This is a genomic window from Mycolicibacter terrae, from assembly GCF_010727125.1.
Lineage (GTDB): Bacteria > Actinomycetota > Actinomycetes > Mycobacteriales > Mycobacteriaceae > Mycobacterium > Mycobacterium terrae.
The window spans coordinates 2,268,986-2,290,958 of record NZ_AP022564.1 but is presented as its reverse complement, the minus strand read 5'-3'; the positions used below and the strand labels follow the sequence as shown (position 1 = coordinate 2,290,958).

Annotated in this window: 19 protein-coding genes; 6 read left to right on the top strand and 13 right to left on the bottom strand. The window is 67.5% G+C overall.

The window, feature by feature from the left end; genetic code table 11:
- Position 1 precedes the first annotated feature (1 nt).
- A complete protein-coding gene (locus G6N23_RS11055) occupies positions 2–502 on the bottom strand; it encodes a TspO/MBR family protein (protein ID WP_085262665.1) in 501 nt (166 codons plus the stop codon).
- 66 nt (positions 503–568) lie between these two features.
- Between G6N23_RS11055 and G6N23_RS11050 the strand changes: the two genes are divergently transcribed.
- On the top strand, positions 569–1,195 hold the full coding sequence (locus tag G6N23_RS11050) for a uracil-DNA glycosylase (protein ID WP_085262664.1): 627 nt from the start codon (positions 569–571) through the stop codon (positions 1,193–1,195).
- A 58-nt stretch (positions 1,196–1,253) separates the two neighbouring features.
- On the opposite strand, the gene G6N23_RS11045 is transcribed toward G6N23_RS11050, so the two are convergent.
- From G6N23_RS11045 to G6N23_RS11020, 6 genes are all read right to left on the bottom strand, one after another.
- On the bottom strand, positions 1,254–1,694 hold the full coding sequence (locus G6N23_RS11045) for a nitroreductase family deazaflavin-dependent oxidoreductase (protein WP_085262690.1): 441 nt from the start codon (positions 1,692–1,694) through the stop codon (positions 1,254–1,256).
- Between the two features lie 68 nt (positions 1,695–1,762).
- The gene (locus G6N23_RS11040) at positions 1,763–2,182 is read right to left on the bottom strand and encodes a DUF6319 family protein (RefSeq protein WP_234808730.1); all 420 of its coding nucleotides are present in this window, start codon (positions 2,180–2,182) and stop codon (positions 1,763–1,765) included.
- 122 nt (positions 2,183–2,304) lie between these two features.
- A complete protein-coding gene (locus G6N23_RS11035) occupies positions 2,305–2,973 on the bottom strand; it encodes a VldE C-terminal domain-containing protein (RefSeq protein WP_085262663.1) in 669 nt (222 codons plus the stop codon).
- 67 nt (positions 2,974–3,040) lie between these two features.
- Positions 3,041–4,651, bottom strand: a complete 1,611-nt coding sequence (locus G6N23_RS11030) for an NAD-dependent malic enzyme (protein WP_328822123.1) — start codon at positions 4,649–4,651, stop codon at positions 3,041–3,043.
- Positions 4,652–4,844: 193 nt separating this feature from the next.
- Positions 4,845–5,864, bottom strand: a complete 1,020-nt coding sequence (locus G6N23_RS11025) for a DNA topoisomerase IB (protein ID WP_085262661.1) — start codon at positions 5,862–5,864, stop codon at positions 4,845–4,847.
- 59 nt (positions 5,865–5,923) lie between these two features.
- A complete protein-coding gene (locus tag G6N23_RS11020; RefSeq protein WP_085262660.1) occupies positions 5,924–6,235 on the bottom strand; it encodes a DUF732 domain-containing protein in 312 nt (103 codons plus the stop codon).
- A gap of 123 nt (positions 6,236–6,358) precedes the next feature.
- On the opposite strand from G6N23_RS11020, the gene G6N23_RS11015 reads away from it, so the two are divergent.
- On the top strand, positions 6,359–6,748 hold the full coding sequence (locus G6N23_RS11015; protein WP_085262659.1) for a hypothetical protein: 390 nt from the start codon (positions 6,359–6,361) through the stop codon (positions 6,746–6,748).
- A 6-nt stretch (positions 6,749–6,754) separates the two neighbouring features.
- On the opposite strand, the gene G6N23_RS11010 is transcribed toward G6N23_RS11015, so the two are convergent.
- Positions 6,755–8,410: a recombinase RecB gene (locus tag G6N23_RS11010; protein ID WP_085262658.1), complete on the bottom strand. Its 1,656-nt coding sequence runs from the start codon at positions 8,408–8,410 to the stop codon at positions 6,755–6,757.
- 20 nt (positions 8,411–8,430) lie between these two features.
- Entirely contained in the window at positions 8,431–9,009 is a 579-nt protein-coding gene (locus G6N23_RS11005) for a diacylglycerol-binding protein (protein WP_234808728.1), read from the bottom strand.
- Positions 9,010–9,028: 19 nt separating this feature from the next.
- Between G6N23_RS11005 and G6N23_RS11000 the strand changes: the two genes are divergently transcribed.
- A complete protein-coding gene (locus tag G6N23_RS11000; RefSeq protein WP_085262688.1) occupies positions 9,029–9,601 on the top strand; it encodes a class I SAM-dependent methyltransferase in 573 nt (190 codons plus the stop codon).
- Here the strand turns inward: G6N23_RS11000 and G6N23_RS10995 are convergent.
- Positions 9,598–10,230: a C40 family peptidase gene (locus G6N23_RS10995; RefSeq protein ID WP_162291750.1), complete on the bottom strand. Its 633-nt coding sequence runs from the start codon at positions 10,228–10,230 to the stop codon at positions 9,598–9,600. The genes G6N23_RS11000 and G6N23_RS10995 overlap by 4 nt on opposite strands.
- A 651-nt stretch (positions 10,231–10,881) precedes the next feature.
- Between G6N23_RS10995 and G6N23_RS10990 the strand changes: the two genes are divergently transcribed.
- Complete coding sequence (locus G6N23_RS10990; RefSeq protein WP_085261923.1) at positions 10,882–11,445, top strand: hypothetical protein; 564 nt, start codon at positions 10,882–10,884, stop codon at positions 11,443–11,445.
- A gap of 11 nt (positions 11,446–11,456) precedes the next feature.
- On the opposite strand, the gene G6N23_RS10985 is transcribed toward G6N23_RS10990, so the two are convergent.
- From G6N23_RS10985 to G6N23_RS10975, 3 genes are all read right to left on the bottom strand, one after another.
- Positions 11,457–11,864: a hypothetical protein gene (locus G6N23_RS10985; protein WP_085261924.1), complete on the bottom strand. Its 408-nt coding sequence runs from the start codon at positions 11,862–11,864 to the stop codon at positions 11,457–11,459.
- Positions 11,865–11,926: 62 nt separating this feature from the next.
- Positions 11,927–13,687, bottom strand: coding sequence for a molybdopterin-dependent oxidoreductase (locus G6N23_RS10980; protein ID WP_085261925.1), 1,761 nt, complete (start codon positions 13,685–13,687; stop codon positions 11,927–11,929).
- Between the two features lie 179 nt (positions 13,688–13,866).
- Positions 13,867–15,633, bottom strand: a complete 1,767-nt coding sequence (locus G6N23_RS10975) for a molybdopterin-dependent oxidoreductase (protein WP_085261929.1) — start codon at positions 15,631–15,633, stop codon at positions 13,867–13,869.
- Positions 15,634–16,278: 645 nt separating this feature from the next.
- Here G6N23_RS10975 and eccB point away from each other — a divergent pair.
- Positions 16,279–17,733, top strand: coding sequence for a type VII secretion protein EccB (eccB, locus tag G6N23_RS10970; protein WP_407938367.1), 1,455 nt, complete (start codon positions 16,279–16,281; stop codon positions 17,731–17,733).
- A complete protein-coding gene (gene eccCa, locus G6N23_RS10965; protein WP_085261927.1) occupies positions 17,730–21,929 on the top strand; it encodes a type VII secretion protein EccCa in 4,200 nt (1,399 codons plus the stop codon). Before eccB ends, eccCa begins: the two co-directional genes overlap by 4 nt.
- Positions 21,930–21,973: the final 44 nt, after the last annotated feature.

Here is a 21,973-nt window from a genome sequence, read left to right as displayed (position 1 = left end):
CTCAGCTGTTCAGCGCCCAGACGGAGTAGTTCAGGGCGGTCGCGAACAGGATCCAGGCGAAGTACGGCAGCAGCATCACGGCCGCCGGGCGGCGAATCTTCCAGAACAATGTGATGGTGACTGCCACGGCGACGTCCAGTAGCACGATGTCGATAAGGGCGAGACCCCGCCAGCCGAGTCCGAAGAACAGCGGTGACCAGAGCAGGTTCAAGACGAGCTGTACCCCGTAGGCGATGATGGCGGGGTTTCGCCACCGCGGGTTCACCCGCCAGACGAGCCAGGCCGCGACCGCCATGAGCAGGTAGAGGGCGCTCCACACCGGTCCGAACAGGTAGCTCGGTGGTGCCCAGCCGGGTTGGGCGAGATTTCCGTACTCTCCTGCGGCGCCGGCGGAGGCGATCCCGCCGAGGGTCGCGACGATGATGACCACGACGAGCGAGACCAGGAACGCGGCCAAGTGCTGAGAACTCGGCTGCTGTGTTTTCGGCGAGATCGAACCCATCACGCCACACTAAACCGAATCTTCTTGGCATGAGCGGCCGTCGGTCCTTCGCCATATGCTGCCGGCATGAGCACACCCGGTGTTGACGACCGACGCAGGCATATGGCCGTTCTGGCCGCGACCATCAAGGTCTGCCGGCTCTGCCCAGGATTGAATATTGCCGGTGAGACGGAATCGGCGCCCGGCTATGGAGCGGTGGACTCGCCGGTGGCATTGGTCGGTCAGAGCCTGTGCGGCAAGCTGTGTATGGAATCGCAGATACCGTTCACCGGCGGTTCGGGATGCCTGCTCGACGAGAGCTTCGTGCGGGCCGGTCTCGAAAAGCGGGATGTCTTCATCACCAACGTCGTTCACTGCCACCCGCCACAGAATCGTGAGTCGCTGCCGGACTGGGTCAGCAATTGCAGCCCCTACCTGAGCCTCGAGTTGAAGATCGTTCAGCCGCGGGTGGTCATCGGGCTCGGCCAAGACGCCAAGGTGGCACTGGAGCGGATGTACGGTCTGAAGGCGCAGAAACTGCAACGCCCGTGCCAGCCTCTGGCCCTTGCGGCAGTCGACGGGCGAGGGCCGGAGTTGTTGTTCACCGAGCACCCGTCGTGGATCAAACGCCAGCATGATGAGCGGCTGACCGACCAGTACGTGGGCAGCCTCGCTGATGCCTACCGGGCGGCGTTTCGTGGCGTCGCGGGGTAACCCGGAAGGCACGCCAGGCGAAGGTCAGCTGCAGGCCTGTTCACCGGCGGTGACGCCGTCAGGGCTGCAGTTCGCAGATCACCACCGGAATCTCACGGCTGGTCCGGGTCTGATAATCCGCATACCCTTTGTAGGCCGCGGTGATCACCGGCCACAGCTCGGCGCGCTCTTGCGGGGTTGCGGTGCGCGCGTGGATTTTTCGCCGGTCGCCGTTGATCACCAGCTCGGCGTCGGGATGCGCCTTGAGGTTCTGGTACCAGTCGGGATGGCGGTCGTCACCGCCCTTCGACGCGACGAGCACAACCCGATTCGCATCGTGAACGGGCGCCGTCAGAAAGCAGGACCGCGGCAGCCCGGACTTGCGACCCGTCGTGTGCAGTTCGACCAGCGGCATCCCAAACGGTTTGGCCAACAGTCTGTTGCCGCTGACGGTGAGGACCACCCGGTGCGCCAGGTTCATCAACTTGGCCCCGGCGTCCTTGAGCGCGTTGCCGTTCATCTGGCCATTGTCCACCCGCGCACCGAATCGCAGGCCACCTCGGGCACACCTGAGCTTGCCCCCGGGTCTCAGTCCAAATCGGCGAGGACCTTGCGCGCTGCTTCGAGTTCTGCCTCGAGGGCGGCGATCCTGGCGGCCTGCTGGGAGCGCGCCTCGTCCATCAACGCTTCGATGGGCGTGAACAGCTTCTCGTGCAGTTCCTTGGCGGCGCGGGAGACGGCGGCGGCCGCGACGGCCACATCGCGGACCAGGTAGCTGTTGCCCTGCTTGATCTCGGCGTGCCACTCGCCGTCGGCAGAGCCGGTCACGGTGAGGGTCAACTCGAAGGTCTTGGCCTTCTTGCCGGTTGTCTTCTTGGCCGGGGCCTTCGGTGCCGGAGCAGCAGCAGCGGGAGGGTACGGGGTCGGCGTGCTGGCGGCAGGGGAATTCACCTCGGGGGCGTGGTCGGTGAGGTTCGGGGCTGTTACGGCGAAAGTCGGTGCGGTCATGGTGGCGGCGGACTCCTTCTCATCGTCGCCCGCGTGAGCGGGCCGGCCTGGACCCATATTAGAACACACGTTCGACGTGATGGGATGGCCGGCGTAGCCACCGCGGCGGCCGGCCCCGCCGCTCAGTCCGGCGGCGCCGGGCTCATCGAGGTGATGAAGTACGTCTCGTGCCCGGTCGGATAGCCGCCGCCGTTGGTGGCGATGTGGACGTGGTCGTAGTGGTTGGCGGTCTCGTTGCCGTAGTCAGACGTCCAGTTGCCGCCGCCGACCCCGGGGTAGATCTTCTGCCGCCAGATCACGTGGTTGACACCCCAGCGCCTGGCGTTGGCCAGGGCATATCCGGCGATCTGGTCGCCGAGCAGGATTCCGGCCTCGCTGTGGTAATCCGGGATCATCACGTCGATGGCCAGCCCGTCGGGATGCCAGCGCAGCGGATCCTGACGGTAGCCGTAGATCGTCTTGATCTCCTGGAACAGCACGCCGATGGCGCGGGCCGCCCAGATGGTCTTGACCTGCAGTCCGTTCTCGGGTGCCACCCCGGCCGGCAGCGGGAAGGTGAACTGCTGGCCTTCGGCCGGCATCGGCACGTTGGCGGCCAGCGCGGCGGCCTCGGCAGCGTTGGCCATCCGGATCCCGCCGGCGGGTGGCGGCGGTGCGGGCGGTGCTGCCGCTTCGGCCGCCTCGGTGGGTGCCGGCACCGGAGCGTGGCTGCTCTGCGCCTGGATGAGGGCGGCGGAGACCGCCAGCGACGCCACGATGGCGAGACCGCGACCGCAGCGCCGGGCGATCATCCCTCTGTTCACCCACAGCACTTTAGTGAACTGACCTCGGATATCGCAGGACACTGGCCCAGGACGGCTACCGCGTCGCATACTCCGGGGTCCAGCGTGAGCGCCGGACCGCGGACGCCAGCTGATCATCGGAGGCCTCCGGCGCCACTCCGTCGCGCACCGCTTGGATCGCCACCGCGGTCGCGATGCGGGTGGTGATCTCCGGCAGATCCTCGAATGCCGGCAACAGTGGCCGGCCGGGATCGGACAGCGCGGGGGAGGTATCGCCGAGGGCGGAGGCCGCCGCCCGCATCATGGCGTCGGTGACGCGGGTCGCGCGGGCGGCGGTCACGGCCAGCCCGATCGCCGGGAAGATGTAGACGTTGTTGCACTGCGCGATGGCGCGGGTCTGATCGCCACGTCGCACCGGGGCGAACGGTGACCCGGTGGCGATCAGCGCCCGCCCATCGGTCCAGACGTCGAGTTCGGCAGGGTGGGCTTCGGCCCGGTCGGTCGGGTTGGACAGCGGGAAGATGATCGGGTGGTCGGTGTTGGCCGCCAGGTGACGAACGATGTCCTCGGTGAAGGCGCCCGTCGCCGTCGACAGCCCCAGCAGGATGCCCACGTCGACGTGGCGCACCACGTCGGCCAGCCCCCGACCCTCCCAGCCGCCGACACGGGATGCGGGTTGAGCGAAGCGGCGCTGGCTGTCCGACAGGTCGGTGCGGTCGTCGGTCAACAGCCCGTCCACATCGATCGCCCAAAGCCGTTCGGCCGCTTCGGAATCGCTGAGCCCCTGGGCCACCATCTCCTGGCGGATCATCTCCAGCACACCGATGCCGGCCGAGCCGGCGCCGAACATCACCACCTGCTGCCGCGTCAGCGGACGCCCGGCGGCCCGGACGGCGCCGTGCAACGCGCCCAGGGTGACTGCCGCGGTGCCCTGGATGTCGTCGTTGAACGTCAGTAACCGCCCGCGGTAGCGCTCCAACAGCGGCAGCGCGTTCGCGGTGGCGAAATCCTCCCACTGCAGCAGCACGTCGGGCAGTTCCGCGTGCACCACGGCGACGAAGTCGTCGACGAACGCGTAGTACTCCTCGTCGCTGATGCGCCGATGGCGCCAGCCGAGGTACTGCGGATCGTCGAGCAGTTCGACGTTGTCGGTGCCGACATCGAGGATGATCGGCAGGGTGCGGGCCGGCGCGATCCCGCCGATCAGGGTGTACAGCGACAGCTTGCCGATCGGGATGCCCATGCCGCCGATGCCCTGATCGCCCAGGCCCAGGATGCGTTGCCCGTCGGTCACGACGATGACGTCCACCTGGCGCTCACGCCGGTTACCCAGGACCTCGCGCAACCGCTCCCGGTCCGGGTAGGACACGAACAGCCCGCGCGGTCGCCGGTAGATCTGACTGAACCTGCGGCAGGCTTCGCCGACAGTGGGTGTGTAGACGATCGGCAGCATCTCCTCGATGTGCTCGCTGAGCAGGCGGTAGAACAACGTCTCGTTGCGGTCCTGCAGCGCCCGCAGGTAGATGTGTTTGTCCAGATCATCACGGCGGGTGGAGAATTCGGCGTAGGAGTGGGCGGCCTGTTCGGCGATGGTCTTGACCGCCGACGGCAACAGGCCCAGCATGCCGTACCGGCGCCGCTCGTCATGGGTGAACGCGGTGCCCTTGGTGGTCAGCGGATCGAACAGCAGATCCTGTCCACGACGTTCCCGCTCCTGGTGGCTCACCTCGTCACCTCTCATCTCAACCCGGGTCATCACCGCAGTAGATGAGCTTTTCGATAAGCTGCGGCGCGCCGCAGTACCGGTCCGGTAGATGGATGTGCACGCCGGCGTGGCGCATCGGCCAATCGTAACGGCCGGTGTGCGAGGGAGGCACAACTCAGCGTCGTGCCCGGTCGATGCGCCTGATCATCCGAGCGGTGGCATTCTCTACGGCCAGTGTGCGCGCGGCCGTCTTCCCGCGGGTTTTCAACCGGTTCAGTGCCGATCGGATGGTGATGCCCCGTTCGTAGGCCTCCACCACCCGCGGATCCACGTATGAACCGCGGGCTACTGCCGGTGTGTTACCCAATTCCTCGGCGACACAACGCATCACTTCCGCAATCTCCCGCCGTCGGACGGTCTTCGAGGTCGGCTCGCGGGCGGCGGCGAAGCTTTCGGCCGCCAGCACGGTGCCATGCCAGGTGCGCAGGTCCTTGACGCTGAACTGCTCGCCGGTCAGTTCCCGGAACCGCTCGTTGAGGTCGTCGGCGCGTACCTCGCACCAGCCCTCGGGCGTGCGGTACACCAGCAGCCGGGGAATGTCGGTCGGCGCACGCAGCAGCGAGCGCACCGCCCGGACCACCAGCGGATCGTCCACCGACACCGTCCGCCGTACACCGCTTTTGGCCGGATAGTCGAAGTCCACGCTGCCGCTGCGGATCCGGACGTGGTCACGCAGCAGGGTCGCCAGCCCGAAACTGCCGTTCTCCTGGACGTATTCCTCGCCGCCGGCGCGAAAATAACCCCGGTCGATCAGCTGCTGGGCCACCGCCAGCACCCGGTCGCGTCTCAGTCCGCGGCAACGCAGGTCGGTCAGCACATCGGCTCGCCACTGCGGCAGCAGCCTGGCCAGGGCCAGCACCCGGTCGTATTTCTCCTCGGACCGTTCGGCCTGCCACTGCGGGTGGTACAGATACTGCCGACGCCCGGCGGCATCGGTTCCGACGGCCTGAATGTGCCCGTTAGGGTGCGGACAGATCCACACGTTGCGCCACGCCGGCGGAATGACCAACTCCTTGATGCGGGCGAGCACCTCCGGGTCGTCGACCGGCCGGTGCCCGTCGGTATAGGAAAAGCCGCGGCCCCGACCGACGCGGCGGAACCCGCCGGCCCCGACATTACTTCTGCGCAGCCTCATGGCACGGAATTACCCGCAGCGCACCCGGCCGACACCCGGATGAAGCCGGGCAGTCGCTGCTAAGAACCGGGGCAGAGCTCGTGCTGTGCGGCCTCCGCGATGAGGGAGAACTGCGGCCACGCCGGATAGTGCGGCTGTTGAGCCGCCACGCTCCGGCCGACGTGCAGGTTCTCGCAGATCATGTGCCCGAGCGCGCGCACGCTGGGCTCGGGAATCGGTTCGTCCCCGGCGTACCGGGCGGTGTAGCCGTGCGAGGCGAGGTATTTCATGAAGCCGGCCTCGTCGGCGAGGGCTGGGCCGGCGCCTGGAAGGGCCCCGACGAAGAGGCAGGCGGCGGCCAGCGGTGCGGTGAACCGGACGCTCCAACTCATAGCGGCGATGCTACGACGAGCGTGGGCGGTGCAGCTGACCGGTCCGGATCGGAGGCCGGCAAGACCCTTCGGCGCAGGCCGGATAGCTGCTAGCGTCAGCGGCGAGAAAGAAAGGCGCTGGACGTGAAATCAACCGCCCTGGCGACAGCCCTGGCCGCGCTGGCCGCGCTGATCGGTGTCGCGTCATCGGCCCACGCCGACCCGCTCAATCCCCGGGATCCCGATTACTGCGGCAACAGCCCGGACATTCTGCTGTGCGCCGCGCAGAAGTCGACCTACCCGAACGCGGGGGAGATGGCCTACCTCAACGCCATCCGCCCGCAGTTCCCGCCCGGCAGCGAAGCGCCACGGCTGGCCGCCGGACGGACCGCCTGCCTGGAGTTCCCCAAGCATCCGACCAGCCTGATCGTCGAGCAGGTCTCGGTCTACCTGCAGATCCCCAAGCCGGCCGCGGGCCAGGTGGTCGACTCGGCGCACTCCAACATCTGCCCGACGGTGCCGCAGCAGAGCTGAACCGGCTCACGGGCCGTCGCAGCGCAACCCGTCGCGGATCGCGGCCTGCGCCGCGACGTCGCACTCGTTGTATCGCAGACACCACTGCCGGGCGGCGTCCGCCTCCGGTCCCTCGCCGCGGGCCACGTCGATCGCCAGCTGGGAGACCAGGCCGCCGGCATCGTCGACCTCCCACTGGTAGCCGAAGTACCCGGCGACGCATTTGATCGACGACGAGGTGCGGGCGAAATACTCCGCGTCGAACCACTGGCGCAGGTCGTAGGTGAGTCCGTCGAGGGCCGCGGCGACGGCGGGGAACCTGCGGGTACTCGACGTCTCAGGATGGTGCCAGTGGAAGACGCGCAGTGATTTGTCCTCCCGCTCGGCCCGGCCGCGCAATTGCCGGATCCGGGAAGCGAATTCGTCGGCGAGCCCGGCTTCGCCGTCGTCGTCGAGCGGTTCGAAGGAGACCACCGGGTCGTAGTGGGCGGTGGTGTCGTCCTGGCCGTCACGGATGCGCAGACCCCACTGGTAGATCCTGGCCTCGCTGTCCCACTCGATGTCGAAGTCAACCTCGATATCGGCGCAGGGAACCACCGGACGCTCCGTCCCGCGTTGCTCGTAATCGAGTTCGGCACAGCTCATTCGGGCGCGCCGGACCACCTTCGCCAGACGATCCGCCGGCTTCTGGGTGCCGACCGATTGGATGCGGAACGCCTCGAGGTGGGCATCGGGGTCGACCTGGGCCAACTGAGTGACGCTCAAGCTCTCGCCGTCGCCGCAGTGCCGGTACAGATACTGCCACTCCCGCACGTTGAGGTGGCCGGTCTCGATCGCAAAAGATGCGTCGTCGTCGCCGGCGACCGTGGCGCAGTACTCAAACCAATCACAGGTGTCGCAGTCGCTGATCCGATAGGGGCGCACCAGTTCTCGTCCGGACGCCGCGGCGTGCGCGACTTCGAGGCGAAAGGCGAACTCATGGTCGTAGCGCTGCAGGGCGGAGCGCTTCTTGCGGTGCTCCGGTTCGCTGGCGGAATAGGTGGTGATGGTCTCGGCCTGCAGGTCGTACCAGGTGATGCCGTGTTCCTCGCCGACGAGCTCGGTGAGGTCGGAGCTGCCGATGATGCCGCCGCGGTGCACGCCGGGGTGATATCCCAGCTCCTCCAGCATCCGGGTGTAGTGCGCCAGCTGCATGACATCGTCACGCCAACGCGCCCCGTGATCGTTGTAGCCGGGGCGGGTCAGCATTTCATCCGGCGCCGACAGTGTCGACACCGCCACCGCGGAGCGTTTCGACGTGCTCAGGGTGCGGTGATTCTTGATGTCGACGGGCAGGTAGCCCGATCCGTGCCGGATCAGCACATCGGGCAGGCCGCTGCGGCCGTTCACCTGCGGCAGGAGTGCGCCGACGATGACATCGACGCCGGTGTCCATCGCCGCGAGGGTGCGCCGGCGCTGCTCGGATCGGCCGGCGCCGGCGTCGAGCACCACCAGTTGCTCCGAAGCGCCGTAGTGGTCCCGCAACTCGTCGAGGATCGCGCTCTCGAAGGCAACGCCGGCATCGCGCAAGGCCACCAGCCCCGGCGAGGGCTCGGCCGGCTCCGCGATACCGGGGGCGAACAGGTTATGGGTGACGCGGGCGCACTGCTTGGCGTGATATCCGCCGAGCGTGACCGGTGCCATCGGTTCTTCCTGCCTGAGTCCTAGGTTGAACGCCTTGTACCGGCGGCGATTTCGCCGATCAGTGCCGCAACGATCCCGAACGCGAAGTACAGCGGAATCAGCCACGGAGCCACCCCGAACAAGGCGTCGGAGTCGTCGGCGTAGCGGAAATGGCCCGCCGCGGCGATCGCGATCTCGATGGCCGGCCCGCAGACCGCGGCCAGAATCCCGCACACGATCGCGGGACGATCCCCCAGGGCGCAGAAGGTGAGGACCGCGAAGGCGCAGATCAACGTCGTGATCGGAACCTGCGGCGCGGTATGCAGCATCGCGGTGACGACATAGCTGCCCAGCACGGCGGCGACACCGGCCGCCCCCTGGCGTACCGTCACCGCGCTCCGGACCGCGGGAAGATGCAGTCGCAGCTCCGCCAGGATCGCGGTGCCGGCACCGACCATGACCGCAAACCAGATCGGGCTGCTCCACACGAACGGCACCGCGTGCGACGGCGGCAGGTACTCGGTGGTTCCGGTGACCACGTGAGAGTGATCGCCGACCAGGCCTGCCGCGGCGCCCACGACGAAGAGCACCAGCACGATCCAGGGGCGTAGCTTCACCATCGCAGTATCGTCCATGGCGATGAGCGACGACGACCGCGCCCTCTGGGATGACAAATTCGCCGAGCGAGGCCTACCGGAGCCCGAGGCGATCGGCCCGGCGGCGGTCTTCGCGTCCTACCGGGACGAGTTTCCGACCGCAGGTCATGCGCTCGACGTCGCCTGCGGGCAGGGGACCGCCGCGGTCTGGCTGGCCCGGCGGGGACTCCAGGTCAGGGGATTCGACGTATCCCCGGTGGCGATCGAGCAGGCCAGCGCGCTCGCGGCCCGCAGCGGCGTCGCCGGCCGCTGCCGATTCGATGTCGCCGATCTCGATGACGGCTTGCCCGACGGGCCGCCCGCCGATGTCATCTACTGCGCCCGGTTCCGTGACCGACGGCTGGATGCGCCGATGATCGAGCGCCTGGCGCCGGGCGGACTGCTGGCCGTTACCGCGCTCAGCCAGGTCGGTGGTTCCGCCGGGCGGTTCCGGGCCGCGCCCGGTGAGCTCCGGGCGGCCTTCGCCGGTCTTGAGGCGATCGCGCACGGCGAGGGGCAGGGGCTGGCGTGGCTGCTGGCGCGACGCCGCATCGTGGCGGCGCGGCCGGGGGGTTAAGCCGGCGGGGGCGCGTCGCGGTCGGTGGGTGCCGGGCCCGGCTCGTCGGGCAGCGGGCCGTCCATCGGGGGCGCCTCACCGGGCGGGAAGTCCATCGGGGCCTCGAACGGCGGGGCGGGCGGGGCCTCGGGGGGCGGGGCGTCGAACGGCGGCGGCGCCATCTCGAAGCCCATCGGCTCGGCGGCCGGTTCGGGAGCGGCAGGCTCCACCATGGCGGCGAACTGCACCGGGGCCTCCATCGGCGGGGCCTGGTCGTCGGCGGGCATCGGCAGGTACATGTGGTGGGTGAACTGGGGCTGGTAGGCGCCGCCGCCGCCGATCCGCACCCCGCCGCGCTCGCCACTGGCCACCGGAGTGCCGTCAGGCAGTGTGACGGCGGTGTGGCGGCTGTTCCAGCCCACCACCAGGGCGCCGGGAGCGGTGCCGTACTGGAAGCCGCGGGCCAGCAGAGCCGACTCCTCGTTGGCGGTGTGGAACCGGTCGCCGAAGGCCGGGCGACCGGTGGCGACATTGGACACCCAGGAGGCCAGGCCCGAGCAGTCCGTTCCGGCGGGGCTGTCCCCACCGGTGATGTACGGCGTGCCGGAAACCTGCTGGATGAGCGCCATCAGCGCGTCTAAACCAAACATGACCGAGCACATTAACAATGGCTTTCCGTGCCCTCCAAAATCTGTGGCAGGCATCACGTTTGAAGCTCAAGTTGTTATGTATTACGCCGCAACGGAAAACACCTGGTAGGAGGGTGAAAATGTGCCTCCTAGACCAGATTTCGGCCATGAAATGCACCGTGAAGTGCAGGTAGAGGCGGTACGCGGGTAATTCGAGAGTGCTTGAAACAGTTTCAATTTCGAATTGAAGCGAAATCGCATGGGAAATCGGATAAGTGGATGGACTCTACGGTGTGACCATCGAGAACGGCTGTTGTGCACCGCGTGTCGTTTCGGATGTCGGTAATGCCCACGATTTTTGTTGGGGTTTAACCGTTTTCGGTGAATCGCGCATCGCTGACCTATCGGTTGGCGCCGGCGCTCTGCGAGCCGGAGTAGCCGCGCGATGCGCCCGATCAAGAGTGGATTTCAGCGGGCGCAGGGCCGCTGGATCGACCCATCTGCGGCCGAGACGGATGTGGACCGCCCCGGCGGCGGCCGGCAGTTCCCGGTCGCGGGCGGTGTCGCTGATCGGAACACCCACTCCCGCCGAGGTTACGAGTGAGAAGATAACGGCGACGCGCACGCCGATCAGCGGCCGTTGCAGATGGGGACGTGAGACGGTATCAAGCTATGCAGAACCTCAGCTTCCTGACTTACGAAGAGTTCGGGCGGAAGTTCTTCGAGATCGCGGTCACCGAAGAGCGGGTGGCAGCTGCGTTCGCCGCGATCGCCGGCGATGAATTCGAGATGCCACCGATGCGTCAGGGGCCGGGCGGGATTGCCCGGGTCAGCGCGAAGGTGCGAATCGAGCAGCCTCGGGTGGCACGCGGTCTGGGTGATCTGCTCACGTTCGCGATCCACATTCCGCTGGTGATCGACCTGCTCATCGACCTGCGACTGGACAAGCAGCGGTTCACCGTCGACGGCGACATCGCGCTGCGGGCCACGGCGCGGGCCGCCGAGCCGTTGCTGCTGATCATCGACGTGCCCAAACCGAGGCCGTCCGACATCACCGTGGAGGTGTCGTCGACGTCCATTCGCGGTGAGCTGCTGCGGATCTTCGCCGGTGTCGACGGGGAGATCCGGCGGTTCATCGCGAGTTACGTCGCCGACCAGATCGAGAGCCCGCAGTCTCAGCAGGCCCAGACCATCGATGTGGCCGACCGCCTGGACTCAGCCTGGACGGGGCCCTGACCGGACGGCGCCTACGGGTAGGGGATCGCCGGGATGGCCGGGATCGCGGGAATGGCCGGAATCGCCGGGATCGCCGGAATGGCGGGGATCGCGGGCGCCGACGGAACCCGGGGCGCCGATGGGGCTTGGGGTGCCGCCGGGGCGGGCGCGGTGTTGGCCTCGCCCTGCTGCGCGGGGCGCTCGATGGCGGGTGCGGCGCTGGTAAGCGGGGCCTCCGGAGCGGGCGTCCAGTCCGGGATGGTGCCGGCTTCGCCGGGGGCTATCGGCGCCAGCGTGCCGGCCGGGGCATCGGTGACCTCGCCGACGGCGCCTTCTTCGGAATCGTCCTCGCAGTCACCGCAGGCGGTCGCCATCGCGCCGACGGCGAACCCGGCCACCACCACCGACAGGATTGACTTTCCGATACCGCGATTCCGCATGGATTCCCCCGTTGCTCGGTTGCTTGGACCTAACCCTACGACGGCCCGGCGGGAGGTGTGGGTTACAGCGTCTGGCGATAGCCGAAGAATTCGTGATCCTCGTTGTAGCCGCCGTAGCCGCCACCGACCTCGCGGAAGTGCGTGACGAACTCGATTCCCTTGAGCCACTTGACCATTTTAAATCCGTGCTGCAGTTCGTTGCGCAGCCGCAGCGGCGCTCCGTGTCCGTAGCTGAGCGGTTCGTCGTTCATCCGGTAGGCCAGCATCGTCAGATGGTGGTCCATCTGGCCGATGTCGTGAGCGTCGTAGTAGAGCCCGCCCTCGGAGCCGGGGGCCATCGAATAGAACACCACCCACTTGGCCTCGGGCAGTGGTTTGACGATGTCAAGGATGGTCTTCATCGCGACGCCGCCCCACTTGGCCACCCCGGACCATCCCTGGATGCAGAAGTGCTGGGTGATCTGTTCGTGGTAGGGAAGGGCTTTCAGTTCGTCGAGTGAGAAATCCCTCGGGTGCTCGACCAACCCGTAGACGTGCAGCCGCCAGTCGGTGAAATCTCCGGCGAACAGCTCCTTGTACTCCACCGTTTCGGGGTAGGTGCCGTTGTGCCAGAAGTGCGGTGAGATGTGTTCCTCGGTGAATGCCCCCGGCTTGGGGTTGGCGTACTCGAACACCCGCTGCAGCGGGCCGATCAGCGCGTAGCCGACCCGCTGCACCACCCGCGGATGGCGGTAGGTGAACGGGGTGGCCCACACCCAGGCGGTGATCGTCACTGCCATCGCGGCGGCGAAAACCCAGAAGCCGGCCAGCCCGGAGCCGTCACGAGCGGCGAACATGTGGTTGAAGTTGCGCACCGCGTCGGTGGCGAACACCAGCGTGACGTGCACGCCGATGAACGCCAGGAAGTAGGCCATCACCAGGAAGTGCAGCGAACGGGCCAGCTGGATGCTCAGTCGCTTGCTGATGTGGGTCAGGCGCATGGACACCGCCGGACTCATCCCGAGCCCGGTGATCAACGCGGCCGGGGCGGCGACGAAGACCGTGGTGAAGTACGCCAGCAGCTGCAGGCCGTTGTAGGCCACCCAGCCGTTGTCGTCGGGCCAATTCAGCGACAGGTACTGGATGCCCACCGACACGGCGTTCGGGAAGACCGCCCAACTGGTGGGCACCAGATGGCGCCAGTGTCCGGTGGCGAACAGCAGGACGTAGAACACCGCACCGTTGGCCAGCCACAACACATCTGTGCCCAGATGCCACCAGCGGGCCAGTCCGATGGCGTGGCGGATACCCGGTAGACCGAGCTGGTCGGGAAGCCCCACCGAGTCCTGCTTGGCCGTCCACATCGGATCCTGGGGGACCGGCCCGGCGATGCGGAACCACTCGTCGGTGTCCGGGGTGGCGTTGCGGCTGAAATACAGCCGCGGATGGTCGGCGAGGATCTGGATGCCGGACCGGATGATGAACGTCATCAGGAACAGATTGAAGAAGTGCTGCCAGCCCGCCCACGCGGGGATCCCCGGCGTGCTGCCCGCGGTCTTGACAGTGCCGGGATAGCGGTGGACGAAGTCACTGACCGCCGGCAGGCCCACCAGGTATTTCGCCACCGCGACGGCGACCACCAGCGCCGCGAAACCCATGGGGATCAACCACAGTAAGTTGAACCACTTGTCGCGGCCGACGCGCAGCCGCGGGGCGATGGCCATCTTCTCGCCCAGGCCGCCGGCCCACGTCTCGTGGTTGACGACCTCGTGCGCGGGTGTGAGCTCGTCAGGGCTCACCACCGCTGTTCGGCCGGCGCGGTGGTTCTCGTCAGGGTGTGCCATGGCTCGATTCCTCGCCCACTCGTATCCGTAATAAAAGGATTAACGTGCGGGATATTAATCGGCGTGGCTGCGAGTCCCGTGGGGATTGGATGCCGGATGCCTGGACGTATCGCCGAACGACCGAGACGCAGTGAGGGGCCGGCCCCGCAAGGCCGGCCCCTCACTACGTCGAGCGAGCGTCAGATCGTCTGGTGGCGACCGAAGAACTTGTGGTCCTCGCTGTAGCCGCCGTGACCGCTGCCGATCTCCTCGTAGCTGGCGACGAACTCGATGCCCTTGATCCACTTGACCAGCTTGTAGCCGTGCTGCAGTTCGTTACGCAACCGCAGCGGCCGGCCGTGCATGTAGGGCAGTGGCTGGTCGTTCATGTTGTAGGCGAGCATCGACATGTGATGCCACATCTGGTCGACCGGGTGCGCGTTGTAATAGATGCCGCCGGTGGCGCCCAGGCCCATCGAATAGAAGACGGCCCACTTGGCCTCTGGAAGCGGTTTGACGATATTCATGATCGTCGACATCTGCACGCCGCCCCACTTGGCCACACCCGACCAGGCCTGCACACACATGTGCTGGGTGATCTGGTCGTGGTACGGCAACGCTTTGAGGTCCTCCAGGGAGAACTCCATCGGGTTCTCGACCAGCCCGTAGACCTTCAGCCGCCAGTCCTTGAAGTCGCCTGCCTCCAGCTCCTTGTACTCGACGGTCTCCGGCAGCCGGCCGTTGCGCCAGTGGAACGGCGAGATGTCATCCTCGGTGAAGGTGCCCGGCTTCGGGTCGAGCTTCTCCAGCGCCCGCTGGAAGGGGCCGATCAGGGCGTAGCCGACCTTCTGGACGACCCGCGGGTACCGCAGCGTGAGCGGGGTGGCGGCGATCCAGCCGATGGCGCACACCACCAAAGCCACACAGAAGACATAGAACCCGGTGGCGCTGTGGCATTCAGGCCCAGCGCCTTCCGCGCAACCGCGGGCGGCGAACATGTGATTGAGATTGTCGAAGGCGTCGGTGGCGAACACCATCGTCACGTGGACCAGGATGAACATCAGGAAGTAGCAGAGCACCAGGAAGTGCAGGGACCGGGCGATCTGCAGGTTCAGCCGCATGTGCTTGCTGATCAACCCGAGCCGCTGCGACAGCGCCGGCGACATGCCCAGCGCGGTGATCAACGCGGCCGGGGCGGCGATGAACACCGTGACGAAGTAGGAGAGCAACTGCAGCGCGTTGTAGTTGGTCCAGGTGTGGTCATCCGGCCAGTTCATCGAGGCGTACTGGATCATCACCGAGGCGGCGTGCGGGATGATGTCCCAGCTGGTCGGCACGATGCGCCGCCATTGCCCGGTGGTGAACAACAAGACGTAGAAGATCGCGCCGTTGAGCAGCCAGAGCACACCCATGCCCATGTGCCACCAACGGGCCAGGCCGATCGAGTGCCGAAAGCCCGGCAGGCCGAACTGTGCCGGCAGCGCAACGGTGTCGGCGTTGGCGGTCCAGTACGGGTCGTCCGGAACCGGCGGCCCCACCCGCAGCCATTCGTCCTTGCCGGGGGTGGAGTTGCGGCTGAAGTACAGCCGCGGGTGGTCACAGAGGATCTGGATACCGGCCCGAATGATGAAGATCATCATGAACAGGTTGAAGAAGTGCGTCCAGCCGGCCCAGGCGGGAAGACCGTCGTCGATCTTGGACGACGGGGTGCTGCCCGGGTATTGGGCGATGAAGTCCTCGACGCCGGGGATATTGCGGACACCCTTGCCGATCGCGATCATCGCCACCAGCCCGACGAAGCCGATCGGGATCAGCCACAACAGGTTGAACCACTTGTCCTTGCCAACGCGCAGATGCGGGGCCACCGCGCGGCGGGACAGGTCGAAGCCGCCGCCATAAGTCTCGACGTCGACGGTGTCGTCGTGATTCTTATGAATCTCGGTGCGGTAGCCCTGTTCCAGCTCCAGCTCGACGTCGACGACGTCGGCGGAGTACTTGACGTGGTGTGTTGTCTCTTTCGTTGCTGGTGAGGTGGCAGGACCCCGCGGGTCCAGCTCTCCGTCAGCACCCTGTCCGTCGATCGTTGTCACGACCAGACAGTACAGCCGCCGGACTCGTACTCTGCTGGTCTGACACCAAATGCACAGGTTTCTGGCAGGAAGCTCAGATTACGCAGATGAGGATGATGACGTGGCGGATCGCCGCGATTGCGGTACGGGCCACTCGGCCCGCCCCGGGCCACGGCGGTGGTGGAAATTGCCGCGATTTTTTCGGCCGCACACCGGTGGCTGCGCCGGGCGGCACCGCATCGCGCAGATGCGTATCGCGCACGTAACTGACCGTTTACCTAATGCGTCCATAATTCGAGGCAGAATCGGCGAACCGAATTCGCCATCGCTGCCGGATTGCAATCTGCGCGGCGGGCGGCCACTGCGTAACACGGCTAGCATGCGCAGTGGAGAAACTTGTGATCAGGCAGGGGCAGATGAGGACCGATAGGGCACCGAGGCGGCGCAGCGGCCGGACAGTGCAACGAGTGGGGGCTGGGACGCACCGTGGCTGACGAACACCGGGGTCCCGGCTACGGCCTGGGGTTGTCGACGCGCACCCAGATGACCGGGTACCAATTCCTGGCGCGGCGGACCGCGATGGCGTTGACCCGCTGGCAGGTTCGGATGGAAGTGGAACCGGGCCGGCGGCAGGCGCTGGCGGTGGTCGCCTCGGTGTCGGCGGCGTCGGTCATCTGTCTCGGTGCGCTGCTGTGGTCGTTTCTGAGCCCCTCGGGTCAACTGAACGAATCGCCGATCATCGCCGACCGCGATTCGGGCGCCCTCTACGTGCGAGTCGGCGACACGTTATATCCGGCGCTGAATTTGGCTTCGGCCCGGCTGATCGCCGGTCGCCCCGACAATCCTCACAAAGTGCGCTCCACCCAGATCGCCGAGCAGCCGCACGGCCCGCTGGTCGGCATCCCGGGGGCGCCGTCGGAGATCCTGCCGACCTCACCCACGTCGTCGTCGTGGTTGATCTGCGACACCGTCGCCAACGTCCAGGGCGTCGGGGCGCCGTCGCCGGTGACGGTGACGGTGATCGACGGCAGCCCGGACCTCAACTCTCGCCGTCGGGTACTCGACGGCCCGGACGCCGTGGTGTTGCGCTACGGCGACGAGTCGTGGGTCGTCCGCCAGGGCCGCCGCTCGCGCATCGACGCCGCCGACCGGGCGGTGTTGTTGCCGCTGGGGCTGACACCCGAACAGGTCGAGCACGCCCGGCCGATGAGTCAGGCGCTGTTCGACGCACTGCCGGTCGGGCCGGAGTTGGCCGTGCCGTTCGTGCCGGACGCCGGCCGCCCGCCGGCCTTTCCCAACGCCCCCGGGCCGGTGGGAACTGTCTTCACCACCCCGCAATTGGCTGGGCCGCAACAGTATTCGGTAGTACTGATGAACGGCGTGCAGACCGTGTCGCCGGTGGTGGCGCGCATTCTGCAGAACGCCGGGGCGACCGGGGGCGGGGCGCCGGCGGTGGTGGCGCCGCAGGACCTGGCGAAGATGCCGGTGGTCACCGGGCTGGACCTCTCGGCCTACCCGGAGGGGCCCCTGAAGGTCGTGGACATGAAGGAGAACCCGTCCACCTGCTGGTGGTGGGAGCGCTCCAACGGTGACAGCCGAGCGCGGGTGCAGGTGGTGTCCGGACCCACGATCCCGGTGCCGCAGAAGCAGATCAACCGAGTGGTGTCACTGGTGAAGACCAACAACAACAACATGCCGCAGGCCGACCGGGTCTACTTCGGTCCCGGCTATGGCAACTTCGTCGCGGTGACCGGCAACGACCCGGACGCCTCCACCCGCGAATCGTTGTGGTGGTTGTCCTCTTCGGGCGTGCGATTCGGGGTACCCGGCGATGACGAGCGCAAGGCGCTGGGTCTGGTCGGCGAGCCCGGGCTGGCACCGTCGGTGGCGCTGCGCCTGCTGGCGCATGGCCCGACGCTGTCCCGCCAGGACGCACTGGTGCGTCACGACACCCTGCCCACCGATATGAGCCCTGCAGAATTGGCGGTGCCCAAGTGAAACGTGGATATGCCCGGCCGACGCCGGAACGCGCTCCGGTGGTCAAGCCGGAGAACATCGTATTGCCGACGCCGCTGAGCGTCCCGCCGCCGGAAGGCAAGCCGTGGTGGCTGGTGGTGGTGGGCGTGCTGGTGGTCGGCCTGTTGGTCGGCATGGTCTCGATGACAGTGGCCAACGGCTCCCGGATGTTCCTGGGCGCCGGCGCCATCTTCCCGATCTTCATGATCGGCGGCATCGCGATGATGATGTTCGGCGGCCGCTTCGGCGGCGGCGCCCAGCAATTGAGCCGGCCCAAGCTCGACGCGATGCGCGCCCAGTTCATGCTCATGCTGGACAGGCTGCGGGAGTCGGCCGCGGAGTCCGCGGACAGCATGGACGCCAACTACCGGTGGTACCACCCGGCGCCGTCCACCTTGGCCGCCTCGGTGGGCACGCCCCGGATGTGGGAGCGCCAGCCCAACGGCAAGGACCTCAACTTCGGGCTCGCCCGGGTCGGGGTGGGGATGACGCGACCCGAGGTCACCTGGGGCGAGCCGCAGAACATGCCGACCGACATCGAGCTCGAACCGGTGACCGGCAAGGCGCTGCAGGAGTTCGGGCGCTACCAGAGCGTCGTCTACAACCTGCCGAAGATGGTCTCGTTGCTCGTCGAGCCGTGGTACTCGCTAGTCGGCGACCGCGAGCACATACTCGGCCTGATGCGCGCGATCATCTGCCAGTTGGCCTTCTCGCACGGGCCAGACCACCTTCGCATGGTCGTCGTCACTTCCGATGTGGAGCAATGGGATTGGGTCAAGTGGCTGCCGCACTTCGGCGACCCGCGCCGACAGGACGCCGCCGGTAACGCCCGCATGGTGTACGGCTCGGTGCGGGACTTCGCCACCGAGCACGCCGACCTGTTCTCCGGGCGCGGGTCGTTCATGCCGCGCCACGCCAGCTCCTCGGCGGAGACTCCGACGCCGCACCACCTGATCGTCGTCGACGGCATCGATCCGCAGTGGGAGTACGTCAACACCACCGAGGGCATCGACGGCGTCACATTCTTCGACCTGACCGGCGCCCCGGAGTGGCGCGGGGTCTCCCAACGGGTGCTGCGCTTCGACGACAAGGGCATCATCAACGCCCTGCCGCGCGACCGCGACACCTGGATGGTCATCGACGACAACGAGTGGTTCTTCGCCCTGGCCGACCAGGTCAGCCAGACCGACGCCGAACAGTTCGCGCAACGGATGGCGCACTGGCGGCTGGCCGAGGCCTACGAAGAAATCGGTCAGCGGGTGACGCATCACATCGGGGCCCGCGACATCCTCTCCTACTACGGCATCGAGGATGCCGGCCGCATCGACTTCAACCAGCTGTGGACGAGCCGGCAGCAGGAGGGCAGCCGGTCCCGGCTGCGGGTCCCGTTCGGCAACCGCTCCGACAACGGTGAGCTGCTGTTCCTCGACATGAAGTCCCTGGATGAGGGCGGCGACGGCCCGCACGGCGTCATGTCGGGCACCACCGGCTCGGGTAAGTCGACACTGGTGCGCACGGTGATCGAATCGCTGCTGCTGGGGCACTCGCCCGACGAGCTGCAGTTCGTGCTGGCCGACCTCAAGGGTGGGTCGGCGGTCAAGCCGTTCGCCGGGGTACCGCACGTGTCGCGGATCATCACCGACCTGGAAGACGACCAGGCGCTGATGGAGCGCTTCCTCGAGGCGATGTGGGGCGAGATCGCCCGCCGTAAGTCGATGTGCGACAGCGCCGGCGTCGACGGCGCCAAGGAGTACAACGAGATCCGGTCCCGGATGCAGGCGCGCGGTGATCACAGCCTGCCGCCGCTGCCGATGCTGGTCGTGGTCATCGACGAGTTCTACGAGTGGTTCCGCATCATGCCGACGGCGGTGGAGGTGCTGGACTCGATCGGCCGGCAGGGCCGCGCCTACTGGGTGCACCTGATGATGGCGTCGCAGACCATCGAGAGCCGCGCCGAGAAGCTGATGGAGAACATGGGCTACCGGTTGGTGCTCAAGGCGCAGACGGCCGGTGCGGCGCAGGCCGCCGGCGTGCCGAACGCGGTGAACCTGCCGGGCAAGGCCGGCTTGGGCTACTTCCGCAAGAGCGGTGAAGAGGTCATCCGTTTCCAGGCCGAGTTCCTGTGGCGCGACTACCACCGCGGCGGGATCCTCGACGACGAGGCGTTGCCGCAGGTGCACTCGATCGACTACATCCGGCCGCAGCTGTTCACCACCGCGTTCACCCCGCTGGAGGTGAGCGTCAGCGGCACCGAACTCGAGGCAGCCGAGGAACTGGCGGCCATCACCGCCACACCGGCCGAGGAGCCCATCGCCGAGGAAGAGGAAGCGATCCGGATCCCCAAGGTCGGCACGGTGATCATCGACCAGCTGCGTCGGATCGACTTCGAGCCCTACCGCCTGTGGCAGCCGCCGCTGGACGTCCCGCTGCCCATCGACGAGTTGGTGAACCGCTACCTGGGCCACCCCTGGCAACAGGACTACGGCACCCGGCGCGACCTGGTGTTCCCGATCGGTCTCATCGACCGGCCCTACAAGCACGACCAGCCGCCGTGGACGGTGGACACCTCCGGACCGGGGGCCAACGTGTTGATCCTGGGCGCCGGCGGCGCGGGCAAGACGACGGCGCTGCAGACCCTGATCTGCTCGGCGGCGTTGACCCATACGCCCGAGCAGGTCCAGTTCTACTGCCTGGCCTACAGCGGCACCTCGCTGACCACGGTGGCCGGACTGCCGCACGTGGGCAGCGTCTGCGGGCCGACCGACCCCGACGGCGTGCGCCGCACCGTCGCCGAGCTGCTGGCGCTGGTGCGCAACCGCAAGCGCAGCTTCCTGGAGAACGACGTGGCCTCGATGGACGTCTTCCGTAGGCGCAAGTTCGAGGGCGCCCCGGGGAAGGTGCCCAACGACGGCTTCGGTGACGTCTATCTGGTGATCGACAACTACCGCGCGCTCTCCGAGGACAACGAGGTGCTCGTCGAGCAGGTCAACCTGATCATCAACCAGGGGCCGTCGTTCGGCGTGCACGTGGTGGTGACCGCCGACCGCGAGTCGGAGTTGCGCCCGCCGGTCCGCAGCGGCTTCGGGTCGCGGGTCGAGTTGCGCCTGGCCGCCGTGGAGGACGCCAAATTGGTGCGTTCCCGCTTCGCCAAGGACGTCCCGGTCAAGCCGGGCCGGGGCATGGTCGCGGTCAACTACGTGCGACTGGACAGCGACCCTCAGTCCGGCCTGCACACGCTGATCGCACGACCTGCGTTGAGCGACACCGATAGCCAGGTCTTCGAATCCGACAGCGTCGGCGCCGCGGTCAGTCAAATCGCGGTGGGCCGGGTGCGCCCGGTGCGTCGCCTGCCGGCCCGGTTCGGGCTGGACGAGGTGCGGGCGGTCGCGGCCAACGACAAGCGCGAGGGAGTGGGAGCCGGGGGCATCGCCTGGGCGATCTCCGAACTCGACCTGCAGCCGGTCTATCTGAACTTCGCCGAGAACGGGCACCTGATGGTGACCGGTCGCCGGGAATGCGGTCGCACCACCACTCTGGCCACCATCATGAGTGAGATCGAGCGGCTGTACGCACCCGGGGCAAGCACCGCGCCGCCCACCACGCAGCCGTCTGCGCAGGTGTGGCTGATCGACCCCCGCCGGCAGCTGTTGACCACCCTGGGCTCGGACTACGTGGAGAAGTTCGCCTACAACATGGACGGGGCAGTCGCCTTGATCAACGAGTTGGCCGTCACGCTGGCCAACCGTGAGCCACCGCCGGGCCTGTCGGCCGAGGAGCTGCTGTCGCGCACCTGGTGGAGCGGGCCGGACATCTTCTTGATCATCGACGACATCCAGCAGTTCCCGCCCGGCTTCGACTCTCCGTTCCAGAAGGCCGCCCCCTGGGTGACCCGCTCGGCGGACGTCGGCCTGCATGTGATCGCCACCCGCACCTTCGGCGGCTGGTCGTCGGCGGGCAGCGACCCGCTGCTGCGGGCCCTGCACCAGGCGAACGCACCGCTGCTGGTGATGGACGCCGACCCGGACGAGGGCTTCATCCGCGGCAAGATGAAGGGCGGTCCGCTGCCCCGCGGCCGTGGCCTGCTGATGGCCGAGGACACCGGGGTGTTCGTGCAGGTCGCCGCGACGGAGCTGCGGCGCGCGCCGACGCAGGAACGCACGGCCGCTCCGGTCCGCTGACGCGGTCCCCCGGGGCCGGCGCTGTGACGCCCGCAACGGCGCGC